This window comes from Hyphomonas sp. BRH_c22 (assembly GCF_000961795.1).
GTDB lineage: Bacteria > Pseudomonadota > Alphaproteobacteria > Caulobacterales > Hyphomonadaceae > Hyphomonas.
Window position 1 is genome coordinate 1 of sequence record NZ_LADU01000125.1, and the last position, 15,765, is coordinate 15,765.

Sequence of the window (15,765 nt, forward strand, 5' to 3'; positions counted from 1 at the left end):
GGCCTGCGCCATGTCAGGCCGTCCGCCGCCGCCCTGCCCGCCCAGCGCCGCTGCAGCCGCTTTCACCAGGTCAACGGCTGAATATGTCGCCGTCAGGTCGGCCGTCACGCCAACCGCCACGCCCGCCTTGCCATCGGCAACACCGATGAACACAACGACGCCCGAGCCAATCTTCGCCTTGGCTTCGTCGACCAGCGCGCGCAAATCCTTGCCGCCGACGCCTTCCGCCACGCGCGCGATCAGGTTCACGCCATTGATGATTTCCGGCCCGGCCGGTGCACTGCCGCCGCCGCCCATGGCCAGCTTGCGCTTGGCGTCGGCGAGCTCCTTCTCAAGCATGCGGCGCTCCTCAGTCAGGACGCCAACCTTGCGCGGCACATCCTTCAGCGGCACTTTCAGGCTCTCGGCCAGGTCCTCTGCAATCCGCGCGCGGCCCTTCAGATAGGCCAGCGCCTCGGCGCCCGTGGCCGCCTCGATCCGGCGTACGCCCGCCGAGACACCACCTTCGGACGTGATGACAAACACCGCGATATCGCCTGTCCGCTCGACATGGATACCGCCGCAAAGCTCGACCGAATAGGCCTTTCCATCCGCTTGGCCCATTGAGAGCACACGCACTTCGTCGCCATATTTCTCGCCGAACAAGGCAAGCGCCCCGGCTTCGATGGCCTTCTCCGGCGTGGTGACCCTGATCTGTGCAGCCGTGTTCTGGCGGATCACGGCATTCACCTGGTCCTCGATGGCTTCCAGCTGGGCCGCCGTCACCGGGGCGCCATGCGAGAAGTCAAACCGCAAACGGTCTGCCTCGACCAGCGAGCCCTTCTGCGTGACATGCTCGCCGAGCACATTGCGCAGCGCCGCATGAAGCAGGTGGGTCGCAGAATGGTTTGCCATCACGGCAAGCCGGCGCGCCGCGTCGACATGCAGCTGCGCTGTGGCGCCCAGACTGGCTGATCCGCTGACAAGCTCGCCGACATGGACATGCACATCCCCCGCGCGCTTTTGCACGTCGCGCACGATGAAACGCGCGCCGCCATCAAATGTGATTTCGCCATGGTCGCCTGCCTGGCCGCCGCTTTCGGCATAGAAAGGTGTCGCATCAAAAACGAGTTCAGCGGCGCCGGGCGCAAGCTGATCGACAAGCTTGCCGCCCGTCGCGATCGCGACCAGTTTTCCCTTGCCCTCGGTCGCGGAATAGCCGCCGAACCGGGTGGCGCCGGACGCATCGCGAACGGAGAACCAGATGTCTTCAGTGGCCGCATCGCCCGACGAGAACCCGGCGCTGCGCGAGCCTTCGCGCTGGACATCCATGGCCGCATCGAAACCGTCCGTATCGACCGAGATGTCGCGCGCGCGCAGGATGTCCTGCGTCAGGTCCAGTGGGAAGCCGAACGTGTCATAGAGGCGGAATGCCGTGTCGCCGGACAGCGCATCACCCGCGCCGAGGCCTGCGGTCGCCTCGTCCAGCAGCGAGAGACCGCGCCCCAGCGTCCGCTGGAAACGGGACTCTTCCTGTTCCAGCGCAGATTCAATTGCGGCCTTTGCCCGGCCGAGTTCCGGGTAGGCCTTGCCCATCTCGCCAATCAGCGCCGGCGTCAGGCGGTGCATCATCGGTTCACGCGCACCGAGCAGGTGGCCGTGGCGCATGGCGCGCCGCATGATCCGCCGCAACACGTAACCGCGTCCCTCATTGGACGGCAGCACGCCGTCCGCGATGAGAAAGGCCGACGTGCGCAAATGGTCTGCAATCACACGGAACGATGCCAGATGGTCGTCTGCGGCCTTGGCGCCATAAAGGTCCTCTTCCGCCTTGATGAGGTTTGCGAACAGGTCGATCTCGTAATTGTTGTGCACGCCCTGAAGCACGGCGGCGATCCGCTCCAGGCCCATGCCGGTATCGATGGACGGCTTCGGCAAGGGCTTGCGCGTACCGTCGGCCGACTGGTCGAACTGCATGAAGACCAGGTTCCAGATTTCGATGAACCGGTCGCCGTCTTCCTCCGGGCTGCCGGGAGGGCCGCCGGCAATCTTGTCGCCATGATCGTAGAAGATTTCCGAACAGGGCCCGCACGGGCCGGTATCGCCCATCGACCAGAAATTGTCGGACGTGCCGATGCGGATGATGCGGTCATCGGGCAGGCCGGCAATCTTCTTCCACAGCGCCGCCGCCTCGTCATCCTCGGCATAGACCGTCACCAGGAGGCGCTTGGGATCAAGACCGAACTCCTTCGTGACAAGGTCCCAGCCATAATGGATCGCCTGTTCCTTGAAATAGTCGCCGAACGAAAAGTTGCCGAGCATTTCGAAGAAGGTGTGGTGGCGGGCCGTATAGCCGACATTGTCGAGGTCATTATGCTTGCCGCCCGCCCGCACGCATTTCTGGGACGTGGTCGCGCGCGGGGCAAACGGCGTCTCTGCGCCGGTAAATATGTTCTTGAACGGCACCATGCCGGCATTCACGAACAGAAGTGTCGGGTCGTTCTGCGGCACCAGAGGCGCTGACGCGCGCCGTACATGCCCCTGCGCCTCGAAGAAGGAGAGGAAAGCTTCGCGGATATCGTTGACGCCGTTCATGGGCAGTGTCCTAGCCGAAATAATTCATGTGCGGCGAGGTCAGTCCCGCGCCGGCTCCAACCGGCGATATAAAGGTCCCTTTGCGGCGCGCCAAGCCGGGTGCGCCACAAAGGGACAAGTTCAGGTGAGAGACCTGACGGCAAACCGGTTGCCGAACGCCCCCATTTGCGGGCCGTCCGGGCCGGAAAACGGGACTCGCTCAGCCTTCGGCTGCATCCGGTTCGATATCGTCATCCGAGCCAGCTTCCATGCCGGCCGTCAGGAGTTCGTCGGCAAGAAGGCCCGCATTGCGGCGAATCAGGTCTTCGATCTCGTCGGCAATGGCCGGGTTCTCCTTGAGGAAGGTCCGTGTCTTTTCACGCCCCTGTCCCATGCGTTCGCCCTTGTAGGAATACCAGGAACCGGACTTCTCGACGACTTCAGCCTTCACGCCGAGATCGATCAGCTCGCCGGTCTTGGAAATGCCTTCGCCATAGATGATGTCGAATTCGACCTGCCGGAAAGGCGGGGCCACCTTGTTCTTGACCACTTTGACGCGGGTCTGGTTGCCGATGACTTCTTCCCGTTCCTTGATCTGGCCAATCCGGCGGATGTCGAGGCGGACGGACGCATAGAATTTCAGCGCATTGCCGCCGGATGTCGTTTCCGGGCTGCCGAACATGACGCCGATCTTCATGCGGATCTGGTTGATGAAAATCACCGTGCATTTCGATTTCGAGATCGAGCCGGTGAGCTTGCGCAATGCCTGGCTCATCAGGCGCGCCTGGAGGCCGGGAAGGGAATCGCCCATCTCGCCTTCAAGTTCAGCCCGCGGCGTCAGGGCCGCCACCGAGTCAATAACCAGCAGTTCCACTGCACCGGAGCGTACCAGCGTGTCGGCAATCTCGAGCGCCTGTTCGCCCGTATCAGGCTGCGAAATCAGGAGATCATCCAGGTCGACACCCAGCTTGCCGGCATAGACCGGATCAAGCGCGTGTTCCGCATCGATGAAGGCACATACGCCGCCATTCTTCTGCGCTTCTGCAACACAATGGAGGGCCAGCGTCGTCTTGCCCGAGCTTTCCGGTCCGTAGATCTCGATGATCCGGCCGCGCGGAATGCCGCCAATGCCCAATGCGATGTCGAGTCCCAGCGACCCCGTCGAAACCGCTTCGATATCCATGACCTTGCGGTCGCCAAGGCGCATGACCGAGCCCTTGCCGAAAGACCGTTCAATATTGCTTAGAGCCGTTTCAAGAGCCTTCTGCTTATCCACACCGGATTCCTTATCCACTAGTTGAAGCGCTGGTTTGGCCATGAGTCGTCTCCTTAGGTCCACTATGGGGGTCAGTTTGGCAAGGCCCCCTATTGCCGTCCATCTTTTGCATGTACCATGTTTGTTCCGGAGAACAAAGCAGAAACTTTCTGCGCGCTGAGTCTTTTCTTTTGCCCCCGCATCAGGCATGGTGACGCGATGTTGACACGATCCGACCGACAAGCGGGCGAAGCACGCCTTCGCTACCTCGACGCAGATATCCAGGTGCTTTCACCCGGTGATTTTGTTGTGTGTGCCGTCACCGGCCGGAAAATCCCGCTCCAGGCCCTGCGCTACTGGAGCGTCGACCTGCAGGAAGCCTATTGGGACGCCGCGGCCGCCGGCACCCGCATGGTGCCCGCAAAGGGATGATGCTGCGTGAACTCCTGCTCACCGTCGTGATGTGCGCGGGGGCCTGCGCACAAGTACCCACCGCCGACACCGTGTCCACCACCGGGCCGGCGACTCCCGTATGCGGCGGCGCGCTCGCCCAGGGCGGGCTCGTCATCTGCCGTGCCGAGCCTGGCGAGGCAATCACGGTGGCTGGCGTCACGCAAACTGCCGATTCCACCGGCACGGCCCAGTTCGGCATCAATACAAATGCGCCATCCGTCATCGGCTGGTCTGCCTCCGGCGGCGCCTTTGGCGACCTCGTCATCGCCCCGCGCGAGGATGAATTCCGCACGATCAAGGGCTTTGACTGCGACAAGGTGGATGCCCGTTCGCCCGAACAGAAGGCCCATGCCGCGCGCAGCTGGCAGATCAAGCAGGACGCATTTGCCCGCCTGAATCCGGGCGCCGGCGCCCTCCATGGCTTCATCAAGCCGTCCGACGCGCCCACATCCTCGCCTTTCGGCCCGACGCGGAAATATATCGGCGTGTCGAAAGTCACCGGACAGCCCTGCGAATCCACATCGGTCCACCGCGGCTACGACATGGCCGCCCCGGTCGGCACGCCCGTCATTGCTCCTGCCGGCGGCACGGTCATCCTCGCCGAGCCGGACCTCTATTATGAAGGCGGCACGGTCTTCCTCGACCATGGAAGGGGCCTCACATCTGTCTTCATGCACCTTTCTGAAGTCGATGTGACATCCGGCGACACTGTGAAACGCGGCGACCTGCTGGCGAAAACCGGCAATAGCGGCCGCACCACCGGCCCGCATCTGCACTGGGCCGTCAAATGGCGCAACATCGCGAGCGCGGACCGCAGCGGAGACTTCTACATCGACCCCGCGCTGCTGCTGGACTTGCCGCTGTCCGAGCCTGAATGACCGCCTATGTTGCGCTTCTGCGCGCCGTGAATGTCGGCGGCACGGGCAAACTGGCGATGACGGAATTGAAGGCCATGTGCGAAGAGATCGGCTTCGCAAGCGTCAAAACCTATATCGCCAGCGGCAATGTCGTTTTCACGTCAGGCCTGCCGGCGGCAAAGGTGCAAGCCGCGCTCGAAGCGAAACTCGCCGCGTATGCGGGCAAGCCGGTTGGCGTGTTCATCCGCACGGCCGGGGAAATGGCCTCGGTACGCGATTCCAATCCGTTTGCTTCAGAGCCCGGCAATCGTGTCGTCACGATATTCCTCGACACGCCGCCGGGCGCGAAGGAGATCGGCGGACTGAAACACCAGGCCGGGGAAAGGCTGAAGCTCGGCACGTGCGAAATCTATGTGCATTATCCGGACGGCCAGGGGCCCTCCAGGCTGGTCATCCCGAATGCCACGTCCGGTACGGCTCGCAACATGAACACGGTGGCAAAACTCGCCGAAATGGCCGCTGCGCTTTGCGGCTGATCCGTTCAGTCAGCGAGCCAGACCACATCGCGCGCGCCCACGAACCTCGCCAGCCGCCCAAGTTCCGCCTCCAGCTTCGCCTGCCGGGCTTGCGTCCATGCCACGCCGGGTTCCGGCCACAGCGCATGCACGCTCAGTTCGCCCTTTTCGCGGTCTGACTTCACCTCGATGCGTCCGACGAACCGGTCGCCCTCGAGCAGCGGATAGACATAATAACCCCACTGCCGCTTCGCCGCGGGCACGAAAATCTCGATCCGGTAGTCAAAGCCGAACAGGCGCGTGAGGCGGTTGCGGTCACGGATCACCGGATCAAACGGGTTGAGGATCCGCAGGCGCGAAGTCGGCGCGGGCGCAGCCGCCAGCCGTTCTTCAATGTCCGGAAGCGCCAGCGCGCCTTGCCATGCGCCGTTCGCCGACTCGATCTCCACCGGCACCAGTTCACCGGCATTGGCCGCCGTCCAGGCCTTCACCTCTGACAGGTCTGCCGCGGCCCAGAAGCGCTGCACATCGCCCTCAGTGCCAAAAGCCAGCCGGGCGAGCGCCGCGCGGCACAGCCAGTCCACCTGCGCGTCGTCACTGTGGTCCACATCGCGGAGATGCTGCGGAATCACGCGATGGGTCAGGTCATAGTATTTCGTGAAGTTCTCCCGGTGCGAGGTCGACAGCTCTCCGGCATACCACATATAATCGAGCGCCAGCTTGTGCGGCGGCCGGCGCCACATTTCGCGCTTGCCTTCGATTTTCGTATCGAACGCCTTGGTGGACAGCGGCCCTTCGGCCGCGATGCGCGCGCAAATCTCGGCCCGTCCGGCTTCGTCCAGCATGCCGCGATGCCATTCCCAGCCGCGCACCTTCGCCTCGAGCCGCCGGAACTGGCGGCGCCACATGGGATAGAAATCCATCGGGATCAGTGAGGCATCATGCGTGAAATGCTCGAACACATGCCGGTCGCGCGCCAGGCAAGTCTCCAGCATCTTTTCACGGAAATTCTGGTTGCGGCTCCACAGGATGTGGTCATGCGCCCGCGCAACCACGCGGATCGTGTCGATCTGGACAAAGCCCAGCCGGCGGATCATGTCCGCCAGGTCCAGCGGTCCGGTGGGCGGCGTGGACAGGAGCTGGGCATCCAGCCAGAGGCGCCGTGCGTCCCGATTGGATATCCTCAGCGCCATGGCCGGCCTCAGGGCACCAGAATGGTGGCGCCGGTCGTTTTCCCGCTTTCCAGTGCGCGATGGGCGTCGCCGGCATCTTCCAGTGCGAAGCGCTGGCCGATGTCCGCCTTCAGCGTGCCATCCTTCAGGGCGGCGAACAAAAGGCCTGCCCCGCGTGCGAGGGCCTCGGGCGTATCAATGAAATGGAACAGGCCCGGCCGTGTCATGACGAGCGATCCGCCAGCCGATAGGCGCGCGGGAGATATCGGATCAACCGGCCCTGACGCGTTGCCATAGGAAACAAACCAGCCGCGCTTCTTCAGGCTGGCGAGCGAGGCCTCGGCGCTGATCTTGCCGACACTGTCGAGCGCCACGTCAACGCCTTCGCCATCTGTCAGGGCCTTCACCTGTGCGGCGACATTGTCATAGCCCACGATCACATCGCTGGCGCCCGCTTCGCGCGCAAGTGCCGCCTTGGTCTCGGATGATGTGACGGCGATGACGCGGGCGCCAAGGCTGACCGCCCACGGCACCAGCAGGCTGCCCACACCGCCAACCGGTGCCCATACCAGAAGCGTGTCGCCTTTCCTGATCGGGCGGATTTCAAATAGCAGCATCCAGGCCGTCAGGCCCTTCAGCATGACAGCGGCAGCGGCTTCTTCGCTGACGCCGTCCGGCAGCGGCAGCAGGTTGGCCGCCGGTGCTGTGACGTGGGTCGCGTAGGTGCCGGATGTGACATAGCCGACGCGGTCGCCCGGCTTCACATTTGCCACGCCATCGCCCACGGCCTCCACAACACCTGCTCCTTCACCGCCGGGCGTGAACGGGAATTTGGCCGGATAGAGACCGGTCCGGAAATACGTGTCGATGAAGTTGAGCCCCACCGCTGACTGGCGCACAAGCGCCTGGCCGGGGCCCGGCGGCTTCAGGTCCAGCGGTTCCTTTTTCAGGACATCAGGACCGCCTGTTTCATGGATGCGGATGGCATAGGGACCGGTCATTCAATGAGCTCCTGTCTTGCTCTTGCTGCCCTTGGCGCGAATGTTCAAGAGTTCGACGCCGAGGGAGAAGGCGATGGCAAAATAGAGGTAGCCGCGCGGAATGTGGAATCCGAGGCCATCCGCCACAAGCGCCACGCCGACCAGAAGGATGAAGGCGAGCGCCAGCATCTTGGTTGTCGGATGCTCGCCAATGAATTTCGCCAGCGGATCGGCCGCAAAGGCCATGACAATGGTCGACAGCACGACAGCCGTCACCATGACGATTATATCGTCAGTCATGCCGACCGCCGTGATCACGCTGTCGAGCGAGAAGACGAAGTTGATGACAAACAGCTGGATGACAACCGCCGTAAAGCCGCTCTTGGCGCCGGCCTCAATATGGCCCGTGCCCTCAACGGCAGAATGGATTTCCTGTGTACCCTTCCACAGCAGGAATAGTCCGCCCGCCAGCAGGATCAGGTCCTTTACCGTCACGTCCTCGACATGATGCATCAGGGCCTCGTCCCCGCCGGACGCGAAGACAGCCAGCCAGTGCGGCATCTGGAACAGGGCATTCTTGTCGAGATTGATGATCACGAAGATCAGCCCGAGCATTGCAATGCGCAGGAACATTGCGCCCCATATGCCGATACGGGTGGCTTTCGCCTTCTGCTCGCCCTGCAGTTTCCCGGTGGCGATGGAAATGAAGAGCAGGTTGTCGATGCCAAGGACAACTTCCAGGAAGGTCAGGGTCGCAAGACTGCCCCAGAAGGCGGGAGAAGAAAGGAATTCAAGCATGGCGGGATACGTCCTGTTGGCGGGGATTCGGCCAGATGCCACTGAAGCTGACGAAGGGGTGGATAGCAAGACCGACTCGCGTTGCACTGGTGTGATGAACCAGCCAATCCTGTTCACTTGCGGCGTCGATGAAGCCGGCCGCGGCCCGTGGGCTGGTCCGGTCACTGCAGCAGCTGTTGTGCTTGACCCGGCAAGGCCGATTGCCGGCCTGACCGATTCCAAGGCACTGAGCGAGGCCCGGCGCGACGCCCTTGCCCCCCAGATCCGCGACCGGGCCCTGGCCTGGTGCGTCGCGCATGCGAGCGTGGCGGAAATCGACGCGCTGAATATCCGCGAAGCCACATTCCTGGCCATGTCCCGCGCGGTGGAGGGCGTCACCAGCCAATGCAGGCTGGGCGAGATCCTGATTGACGGCAACGCCCTGCCGAAAGGCCTGCCTTGTGCCGCGCGGGCCATCATCAAGGGCGACCTGACCGAACCGGCCATTTCCGCCGCCTCGATCCTCGCCAAGACCACGCGCGACGCGCTGATGCTGGACCTCGACGCCCATCATCCCGGCTATGGCTTTGCCCGCCACAAGGGCTATGGCACCGCCGCCCATGCCGAAGCCCTCACCCGCCTCGGCCCCTGCCCCGCCCACCGCACCAGCTTCCGGCCGGTTCGCCTGGCCCTGCTGGCCGGACAGGACCGGGTCAGGCGGTAACGGTCTCCACGGATACGGACTGGCTGAGGCATTCACAGGTTCCCGACGTCGTGAGGAAGGCGATATCGGCTGCGTCGCGGCCCGTGGCGACGCGGACCAGGTTCTCCACCGGTACAAGGCGCGTCGGATCGACCAGCCACCAGGCGCCATCGAGATAGACTTCAAACACGGCATGGAAGTCCGGCGGATCGAGCTGCCAGGCATAGGCGCTGACGGCACGGGCCGGGACGTTGAGCGCGCGGCAGAGGCTGATCCCGAGATGCGTGAAATCGCGGCATATGCCGACGCGGTCGACAAAGGTGTTCTCGGCCGTTGTCGCGGAATGGCTGGAGCCCGGCACGTAATCCACCTTCGCATGGACCCAATCCAGAACGGCGAGAACCTGCGCTCCGCCTGGCGCGAGATGGCCGAATTCGCGGTGCGCGAAGGACATGAACTTGTCGGACGGGCAATAGCGGCTCGGCAGCAGGTATTCCAGAACCGGGGGTGGCAGCTCCAGCCAGGACTGCAGCGACGCGCCGGCGGGCAAAATCGCACGCTTGGCATTCTCCACGACGGCTTCGTAGACAATGCTTGTCTCCCCGGCCAGGTCTGCGCGGAAACGGCGCTCGCCATGGTGGTCTGCCATGTCCTGCAGAATTGGCGTGTCGGGCGAGAGGACAAGGCTTTCCGACAGGATGGTCTGGTCCGGCGTGCGGGCGACATGAATCGCGACGAGGGCCTGCGTGTCCTCCGGGAATGCGTATATGAGTTCTGCCCTGACGCGGATTTTCAAGTGTCTGTCCTGTCCTGGCGGGTTCCCCAGCGCTACGCGCAGCGTGTGCGGAGGTTCCTGTCATGACCAGCCGGGACGCGCCAGCAATCATTGCAAGGAAGGGACGGGACATCGCCCGCATGAGGCGCGCAGTCGCGCGAGACATCGCCGTAAGAATATCCGGCCGGGCCGAGGGTTCCGGTTGTCCTGCTTGGCGTCAGTGTTCCGGCGCGGCAAATCATTAATCCGTCATTAACCAGCCCTGTTTCACCCTGCCTCTTTGGGGACGGAGACGAATCGCATGTGGATATTGTTTGGCTGGCATACTTGGTTCGGCGAGTCCGGGCGCCCCTACCGCTTCAAGATCACGCTGACGCCCAAGGGCCTGCCTGAAGGCGGCGGCATCTATATTTTCGTCCAGCGCCGCTTCGTTTTCTTCCTGTTCCCGCTCTATATCGGCAAGGCGACCAATTTCCGATCGCGCCTCATCGGCCATGAACGCTGGTGGGAAGCCTGGTGGAAACGCGGGGCAACCGAACGCCATGTCCTGGTAATCAGGAAGCCCGCCGACCGGGCCCGTGTCGAGGAAGACCTTATCCGCAATTACCATCCGAAGATGAACGATGTTCTCGTGCCGCGCGGCAGGAATGACGCGCCAAACAATCCGCGCCTTCGCCGCTGGTGGAACATCAAGCGCTGGTTCCGCATCCCCTTCCTCGGCTGAGACCTGCAACTGCACCTGCAGCGCGAGAGGAGGATAAGCGCCCCCTCCGTCTGGCCTCTTGCCGCCTGCCCGCTTCCCGTGGCAATGCTGCCTGCAATGGCTGACACAACCCTCCCCCTTGCCCCGCCCCTGTTCGCCGATGCGCCGTCATCGGTGAGCTTCAAGAAGCTGCGCAAGCGCCTGGTGCGCGGCGCGCTGAAGGCCGTGGACGATTTCCAGATGGTTGACCGGCGGGCGGTCGACGCGGGCGAAAAGCCCCGGCCGAAATGGCTGGTCTGCCTGTCGGGCGGCAAGGACTCCTACGGCCTGCTGGCGGTTCTGATGGACCTCGCCTGGCAGGGTGCGCTGCCGGTGGACCTGATTGCGTGCAACCTGGACCAGGGCCAGCCGGGCTTTCCGAAACACGTGCTGCCGGACTGGCTGAACAAGACAGGCGTGAGATTCCGCATCGAAACCGAGGACACCTATTCCATCGTGACCGAAAAGGTCGAAGCGGGGCGCACCTATTGTTCCCTGTGCTCGCGCCTGCGCCGGGGCATCCTCTACCGGATTGCCCGGGAGGAAGGCTGCGAGGCCATCGTTCTGGGCCACCACCGCGACGACGCGCTGGAGACGTTCATGATGAATTTCGTGCATGGCGGACGGCTCGCCGCGATGCCGCCGAAACTGCTGAACGATGAAGGCGATGTCTTCGTGTTGCGGCCGCTGATCACGGCGGCGGAGGACGACCTTGCCAAGTTCGCCGAGGCCATGCAGTTCCCGATCATCCCGTGCAACCTGTGCGGCAGCCAGGATGGCCTGCAACGCGTGGCGATGAAGCACATGCTGGACGAATGGGAGCGCAGGAAGCCCGGCGTGCGGCAGGTGATGGCGCATGCGCTGGCCACTGTGCGGCCGAGCCATCTGCATGACCCACGCGTGTTCGACTTTGCCGGACTGGCAATCGGCGGCAAGGGCGAGGACGACCCGAACGTGCCGTTCTGAGGCCTAGCGCAGGATCCTGCCCCGGGCCACACGGACGATGACCAACCAGATGCCGGCCAGTGTGAGAACGAGCGACAGGAAGGCGGCTGCCTTCATCCACCAGCTGGTGAATGCCACACGATTGGTCCAATCCATGATGTGGAGGCCCCAGAGCAGGTCGTAGGTGCGCCAGAGTCCGGTGCGTACGGCGGCGATGTCGCCCGTCTGCGGATCGATCCAGAAGGTGGCCGTGTCTTTCCCTGCAAAGTCTGCCCGCCACATGGCGCGCCCCTGCCCACGACCGGATTCGCGGGGCGCTGGATCAATCAATGACACGTTTGCAAGTGCGCCATCGCCGACCCAGCCCGCCTCGGCCACGTCGCGCGCGAGGGCTTCGCCCAGCGGCGAGAGCCGGGCGCCGGTGACTGCATCGAAGAGCGCCCTGCCGGTTGCCGTCTCCGTCTCGTAGACCGCGCCGCCGAGGAAAGGCTTCAGGCGGACGGTCGCCACGTCCGCACCGACAAGGCCGTCAATAGGGGCGAGGCCACCTGCTGGCAACGTGAGGGTCGGCGGTGCTTCGGCGCGCAGGCGCTCGCCGCGTATCTGCTCAATCGGATAGAAGGTGAAGAAAAAGCCGGACACGATCCACAGCAGAACCTGCCCGCCAATGATGAGGCCGAGAATATTGTGAAGGCGCGGAACAAGACGAGGGATGACCCGCATGAATGAACTCCGTGAAGGGCAATGTGGAAAGGGCGCGCAACGTCTCCGTCGCGCGCCCTGACCGGGATTGCAATGCCTTTAAGCCTTATTTGCGCCAGACGGCGGCGAGCGCCGGATCTTCTTCCTCGCCGGTATACTTGGCGAGTTCGGCGCGGCCGACGACCATGTGGTGCACTTCGTCCGGACCGTCCGCGAGGCGCAGCGTGCGCTGGCTCGTGTACATCTGGGCCAGCGGTGTCCATTGCGAGACGCCGGCAGCGCCGTGCATCTGGATGGCCTGGTCGATGATCTGGCAGACGCGTTCCGGCACCATGGCCTTGACCATGGAAATCCAGACGCGGGCTTCGCGGTTGCCCAGCACGTCCATGGCTTTTGCCGCTTTCAGGACCATCATGCGCATGGCTTCGATCTCGATACGGGCGCGCGAGATGATCTCGGTATTGCCGCCGAGCTTGACCAGCGGCTTGCCAAAGGCTTCGCGGGTCATGCCGCGCACGCACATCAGGTCAAGCGCACGTTCGGCCTGGCCGATGGAGCGCATGCAGTGGTGGATGCGGCCCGGGCCGAGGCGCAGCTGCGAAATCTCGAAACCGCGGCCTTCGCCGAGCAGCATATTGTCCTTCGGTACACGGACATTCTCGAAGCGCAGGTGCATGTGGCCATGCGGCGCGTCGGGGTCGCCGAAGACGTGCATCGGGCCAACAATCGTGACACCGGGATGCGGCAGCGGCACCAGGATCTGGCTCTGCTGCTTGTTGGGCTCAGCATTCGGGCTGGTCTTGACCATGGTGATCATGATCTTGCAGCGCGGGTCGCCGGCGCCGGAGATGTAGAATTTCTCGCCGTTGAGAACCCATTCATCGCCTTCGAGGACGGCCGTCATCGAGACGTTCTTGGCATCGGACGACGGATGGCCCGGTTCGGTCATGGCGAAGGCGGAACGGATCTTGCCTTCGAGCAGCGGCTTCAGCCACATTTCCTTTTGCGCGGGCGTGCCGACGCGTTCCAGAACTTCCATGTTGCCGGTGTCGGGCGCCGAGCAGTTCATGGTTTCAGAAGCCATCGGGTTCTTGCCGAGTTCGGCCGCGATATAGGCATAGTCGAGGTTCGACAGGCCTTCGCCGGTATCGGCATCCGGCAGGAAGAAGTTCCAGAGGCCCTGCTTCTTGGCTTCGTCCTTGGCTTTCTCGAGGCATTCAAGCTGTCCGGGCGCGTACGACCAGATGTCTTTCTTGCCCTCTCCCAGGCGATGGAATTCCTCGCTCATGGGGTTGACGGTTTCCTTGATGAACTTGCGGACATGGTCGTAAAGCGGGCGGGCCGCTTCCGACATCCGCAGGTCGTTCATGTCCGCACTGGCGTCCATTGTATGCTGGGTATCTGGCATGATCTGTCTCTCTTCCTCGTTTCTACTCTTTGGTGTCTTTTACCATCCGGGGGCATGTGCCGTCGACCGGATTAGCGATTGATGTCCCGGATTTCACGTCGGCGCGGGACGCGTCTGGCCCGGCGCAGCGAATTGGGCTAGGCCGCCGGGCATGACGTTGACGGCGACGACCCTGATCATTCTTGCGACGGTACTCGTCACGACCTTCATCTCCGGCATATTCGGCATGGCGGGCGGCATCATCTTCATGGGCGTGCTGGCCGCGCTCGTGCCGGTTGCCACGGCGATGATTATCCATGGTGCGATCCAGATGGTGTCGAACGGCTACCGCGCCTTCCTGTGGCGCAGGCATATCGACTGGAAAATCTTCCGGCGCTACGCGCTCGGCTCGCTGGCGGCCGTCGGCCTGCTGTTCGCGCTGCGCTGGCGCCCAGACAGCCAGATGGTCTACCTGATGCTGGGCCTGACGACGCTGCTCGTATGGCTGCCCAAATCGGTGGTTGATTTCGACATCCAGAAGCGCTTCCAGGCCGAAGGCGCGGGGTTCGCCGTTCAGGCACTGAACACCGTGGCCGGCGTCGCCGGACCGCTGCTGGACCTGTTCTTCGTCCGCACGGACATGACGCGCCACGCCATCGTTGCCACCAAGGCGGTGACGCAGGTGCTGGCGCATTTCGTGAAGATTATCTTCTGGAGCGTGCCGGTGATTGCCGCCGCCGGGCTGCAGGCCCTGCCACCGGCCTGGCTGATCGCCGCGGCCATTCCGCTGTCCATGCTGGGCACCACGCTGGGCGGCAAGGTGCTGCAGCGAATGACGGACGTGAACTTCAAGCGCGGAATGAAATACCTCGTCACCGCGATTGGCCTTGTCATGCTGCTGAAGGCCGCAGGAATCCTGTAGCGCCGCATGAGGCGCGTCACAGTCCGGCCTGGACAGTCTGTCAGCGGGCATCCGGTCTCCTGAACTCGGCTTTGTCACAGCTGACTGATGACGCATGGGAGACTATTCGGCAACTTTATTACATGAAGCTTTATCATCACCGATGGTGATGATATGGTCCTGCCACCATGAACTTGCGCACCATCGACCTGAATCTCCTGCCCGTGCTGGAAGCCATCTATACCGAGCGCAGCCTGACCCGCGCGAGCGAAACGCTGCACATCACCCAGCCCGCCGTCAGCAATGCACTGGCCCGCCTGCGCACCCATTTCGAAGACCCCCTGTTCGTACGCGAGGGGCGCGGCGTGAAGCCGACGGCGATGGCCGATGCCCTGATGCCGGCCGTGCGCGACGCACTCGACCGCCTGCGCGCCGGGCTGGAGCAGCGCTCCACGTTCGAGCCCTCCCGGTCCACCCGCGTCTTCAACATCTCCGCCCGCGATGCAGGGGCATTCATCCTGGCCCCGGACATGGCCAGGCGGCTGGAGGCCGACGCCCCGGGCATCCGGATCGCCTGGAGCCAGGTCCAGCGCGGCCATATTTCAACTGAACTCGCGTCCGGGCGGCTCGATCTTGCCGTCGATGTGCCCGACCTGCGCGGGCCGGACCTGGAAAGCGTCGACCTGCTCGCCACCCCCTATGCCTGCGTCACCTGCCGCGATCATCCGATGGCAGGACAGGCGCTGTCGATGGAAGACTTCGTCGCGCTGCGCCATGTCGTCGTGTCCAGCCGGCGCGAGGGGCGGTCCTATGTCGAGGAAGTCGCGCGGGCAGCCGGCCACCGGATCACGCCCGTCATGCGCCTGCCCCACCACCTGCCGGCACTTGAAATCGTGCGCCAGACGCAACTGGTCGCGACCGTGCCCCTGCCACTGGCCGAGCGGTCCGGCCTGGCCGTCCTGCCCCTGCCGCCAGCCTTCCCGCACCTTCGCAGCGTGCTCTACTGGCGCCGGGAGAATGCCGAAGACCCGGCCCTCGCCTGGCTGCG

General features: G+C 63.7%; 16 protein-coding genes. 8 read left to right on the forward strand and 8 right to left on the reverse strand.

Annotated elements, in window-relative coordinates; translation table 11 throughout:
- Both alaS and recA read right to left on the reverse strand, forming a co-directional pair.
- Window positions 1–2,574: alanine--tRNA ligase (gene alaS, locus VR74_RS18170; protein WP_045699207.1), on the reverse strand; the 2,574-nt coding region annotated here is incomplete at its 3' end.
- Window positions 2,575–2,773: 199 nt separating this feature from the next.
- Entirely contained in the window at window positions 2,774–3,871 is a 1,098-nt protein-coding gene (recA, locus tag VR74_RS18175) for a recombinase RecA (RefSeq protein ID WP_045699210.1), read from the reverse strand.
- 156 nt (window positions 3,872–4,027) lie between these two features.
- Here recA and VR74_RS18180 point away from each other — a divergent pair, with 156 nt between their 5' ends.
- The 3 genes from VR74_RS18180 to VR74_RS18190 are packed head-to-tail and all read left to right on the forward strand — an operon-like array spanning window position 4,028 to window position 5,654.
- Entirely contained in the window at window positions 4,028–4,240 is a 213-nt protein-coding gene (locus VR74_RS18180) for a DUF2093 domain-containing protein (protein ID WP_045699233.1), read from the forward strand.
- Window positions 4,237–5,139 carry a M23 family metallopeptidase gene (locus VR74_RS21320; protein ID WP_299951242.1) on the forward strand — a complete coding sequence of 301 codons (903 nt, stop codon included), beginning with the start codon at window positions 4,237–4,239 and terminating at the stop codon, window positions 5,137–5,139. The genes VR74_RS18180 and VR74_RS21320 overlap by 4 nt, the downstream gene beginning before the upstream one ends.
- A complete protein-coding gene (locus VR74_RS18190) occupies window positions 5,136–5,654 on the forward strand; it encodes a DUF1697 domain-containing protein (RefSeq protein ID WP_045699212.1) in 519 nt (172 codons plus the stop codon). The genes VR74_RS21320 and VR74_RS18190 overlap by 4 nt, the downstream gene beginning before the upstream one ends.
- 5 nt (window positions 5,655–5,659) lie before the next feature.
- On the opposite strand, the gene VR74_RS18195 is transcribed toward VR74_RS18190, so the two are convergent.
- Genes VR74_RS18195 through VR74_RS18205 form a run of 3 tightly spaced genes read right to left on the reverse strand, consistent with a single transcriptional unit; the run spans window position 5,660 to window position 8,583 of the window.
- A complete protein-coding gene (locus VR74_RS18195; RefSeq protein WP_045699214.1) occupies window positions 5,660–6,826 on the reverse strand; it encodes a crosslink repair DNA glycosylase YcaQ family protein in 1,167 nt (388 codons plus the stop codon).
- A gap of 8 nt (window positions 6,827–6,834) precedes the next feature.
- Complete coding sequence (locus VR74_RS18200) at window positions 6,835–7,806, reverse strand: quinone oxidoreductase (protein WP_045699216.1); 972 nt, start codon at window positions 7,804–7,806, stop codon at window positions 6,835–6,837.
- Window positions 7,807–8,583 carry a TerC family protein gene (locus VR74_RS18205; protein ID WP_045699218.1) on the reverse strand — a complete coding sequence of 259 codons (777 nt, stop codon included), beginning with the start codon at window positions 8,581–8,583 and terminating at the stop codon, window positions 7,807–7,809. It abuts the gene before it with no gap.
- A 94-nt stretch (window positions 8,584–8,677) separates the two neighbouring features.
- Between VR74_RS18205 and rnhB the strand changes: the two genes are divergently transcribed.
- Window positions 8,678–9,286, forward strand: a complete 609-nt coding sequence (gene rnhB / locus VR74_RS18210; protein WP_045699237.1) for a ribonuclease HII — start codon at window positions 8,678–8,680, stop codon at window positions 9,284–9,286.
- Here the strand turns inward: rnhB and VR74_RS18215 are convergent.
- The gene (locus VR74_RS18215; protein WP_045699220.1) at window positions 9,276–10,061 is read right to left on the reverse strand and encodes a transglutaminase family protein; all 786 of its coding nucleotides are present in this window, start codon (window positions 10,059–10,061) and stop codon (window positions 9,276–9,278) included. The two genes, rnhB and VR74_RS18215, sit on opposite strands and share 11 nt — an antisense overlap.
- Before the next feature lie 280 nt (window positions 10,062–10,341).
- Here VR74_RS18215 and VR74_RS18220 point away from each other — a divergent pair, with 280 nt between their 5' ends.
- Together VR74_RS18220 and ttcA are read left to right on the forward strand one after the other, a co-directional pair.
- Window positions 10,342–10,764 (forward strand): GIY-YIG nuclease family protein, encoded by a 423-nt coding sequence (locus tag VR74_RS18220; RefSeq protein WP_045699222.1) that lies wholly within the window; start codon window positions 10,342–10,344, stop codon window positions 10,762–10,764.
- 96 nt (window positions 10,765–10,860) lie between these two features.
- Window positions 10,861–11,748 carry a tRNA 2-thiocytidine(32) synthetase TtcA gene (ttcA, locus tag VR74_RS18225; RefSeq protein WP_045699224.1) on the forward strand — a complete coding sequence of 296 codons (888 nt, stop codon included), beginning with the start codon at window positions 10,861–10,863 and terminating at the stop codon, window positions 11,746–11,748.
- A gap of 3 nt (window positions 11,749–11,751) precedes the next feature.
- Here ttcA and VR74_RS18230 read toward each other — a convergent pair whose 3' ends face one another.
- Together VR74_RS18230 and VR74_RS18235 are read right to left on the reverse strand one after the other, a co-directional pair.
- The gene (locus tag VR74_RS18230; RefSeq protein ID WP_045699226.1) at window positions 11,752–12,450 is read right to left on the reverse strand and encodes a PepSY domain-containing protein; all 699 of its coding nucleotides are present in this window, start codon (window positions 12,448–12,450) and stop codon (window positions 11,752–11,754) included.
- Between the two features lie 85 nt (window positions 12,451–12,535).
- Window positions 12,536–13,837 carry an acyl-CoA dehydrogenase family protein gene (locus tag VR74_RS18235; RefSeq protein WP_045699228.1) on the reverse strand — a complete coding sequence of 434 codons (1,302 nt, stop codon included), beginning with the start codon at window positions 13,835–13,837 and terminating at the stop codon, window positions 12,536–12,538.
- A gap of 151 nt (window positions 13,838–13,988) precedes the next feature.
- On the opposite strand from VR74_RS18235, the gene VR74_RS18240 reads away from it, so the two are divergent.
- Window positions 13,989–14,738, forward strand: a complete 750-nt coding sequence (locus tag VR74_RS18240) for a sulfite exporter TauE/SafE family protein (RefSeq protein WP_045699230.1) — start codon at window positions 13,989–13,991, stop codon at window positions 14,736–14,738.
- A 167-nt stretch (window positions 14,739–14,905) separates the two neighbouring features.
- On the forward strand, window positions 14,906–15,765 hold an 860-nt coding region (locus VR74_RS18245), incomplete at its 3' end, for a LysR family transcriptional regulator (RefSeq protein WP_045699231.1).

Excerpts from the sequence above, each read along its gene's own strand:
- VR74_RS18240 (WP_045699230.1), top strand. The coding sequence starts at position 13,989 with ATGACGTTGACGGCGACGACCCTGATCATTCTTGCGACGGTACTCGTC.
- VR74_RS18195 (WP_045699214.1), bottom strand. The coding sequence starts at position 6,826 with ATGGCGCTGAGGATATCCAATCGGGACGCACGGCGCCTCTGGCTGGAT.
- VR74_RS21320 (WP_299951242.1), top strand. The coding sequence starts at position 4,237 with ATGATGCTGCGTGAACTCCTGCTCACCGTCGTGATGTGCGCGGGGGCC.
- VR74_RS18230 (WP_045699226.1), bottom strand. The coding sequence starts at position 12,450 with ATGCGGGTCATCCCTCGTCTTGTTCCGCGCCTTCACAATATTCTCGGC.
- VR74_RS18200 (WP_045699216.1), bottom strand. The coding sequence starts at position 7,806 with ATGACCGGTCCCTATGCCATCCGCATCCATGAAACAGGCGGTCCTGAT.
- recA (WP_045699210.1), bottom strand. The coding sequence starts at position 3,871 with ATGGCCAAACCAGCGCTTCAACTAGTGGATAAGGAATCCGGTGTGGAT.
- VR74_RS18205 (WP_045699218.1), bottom strand. The coding sequence starts at position 8,583 with ATGCTTGAATTCCTTTCTTCTCCCGCCTTCTGGGGCAGTCTTGCGACC.
- ttcA (WP_045699224.1), top strand. The coding sequence starts at position 10,861 with ATGGCTGACACAACCCTCCCCCTTGCCCCGCCCCTGTTCGCCGATGCG.
- VR74_RS18235 (WP_045699228.1), bottom strand. The coding sequence starts at position 13,837 with ATGCCAGATACCCAGCATACAATGGACGCCAGTGCGGACATGAACGAC.
- VR74_RS18220 (WP_045699222.1), top strand. The coding sequence starts at position 10,342 with ATGTGGATATTGTTTGGCTGGCATACTTGGTTCGGCGAGTCCGGGCGC.
- VR74_RS18180 (WP_045699233.1), top strand. The coding sequence starts at position 4,028 with ATGTTGACACGATCCGACCGACAAGCGGGCGAAGCACGCCTTCGCTAC.
- rnhB (WP_045699237.1), top strand. The coding sequence starts at position 8,678 with ATGAACCAGCCAATCCTGTTCACTTGCGGCGTCGATGAAGCCGGCCGC.
- VR74_RS18190 (WP_045699212.1), top strand. The coding sequence starts at position 5,136 with ATGACCGCCTATGTTGCGCTTCTGCGCGCCGTGAATGTCGGCGGCACG.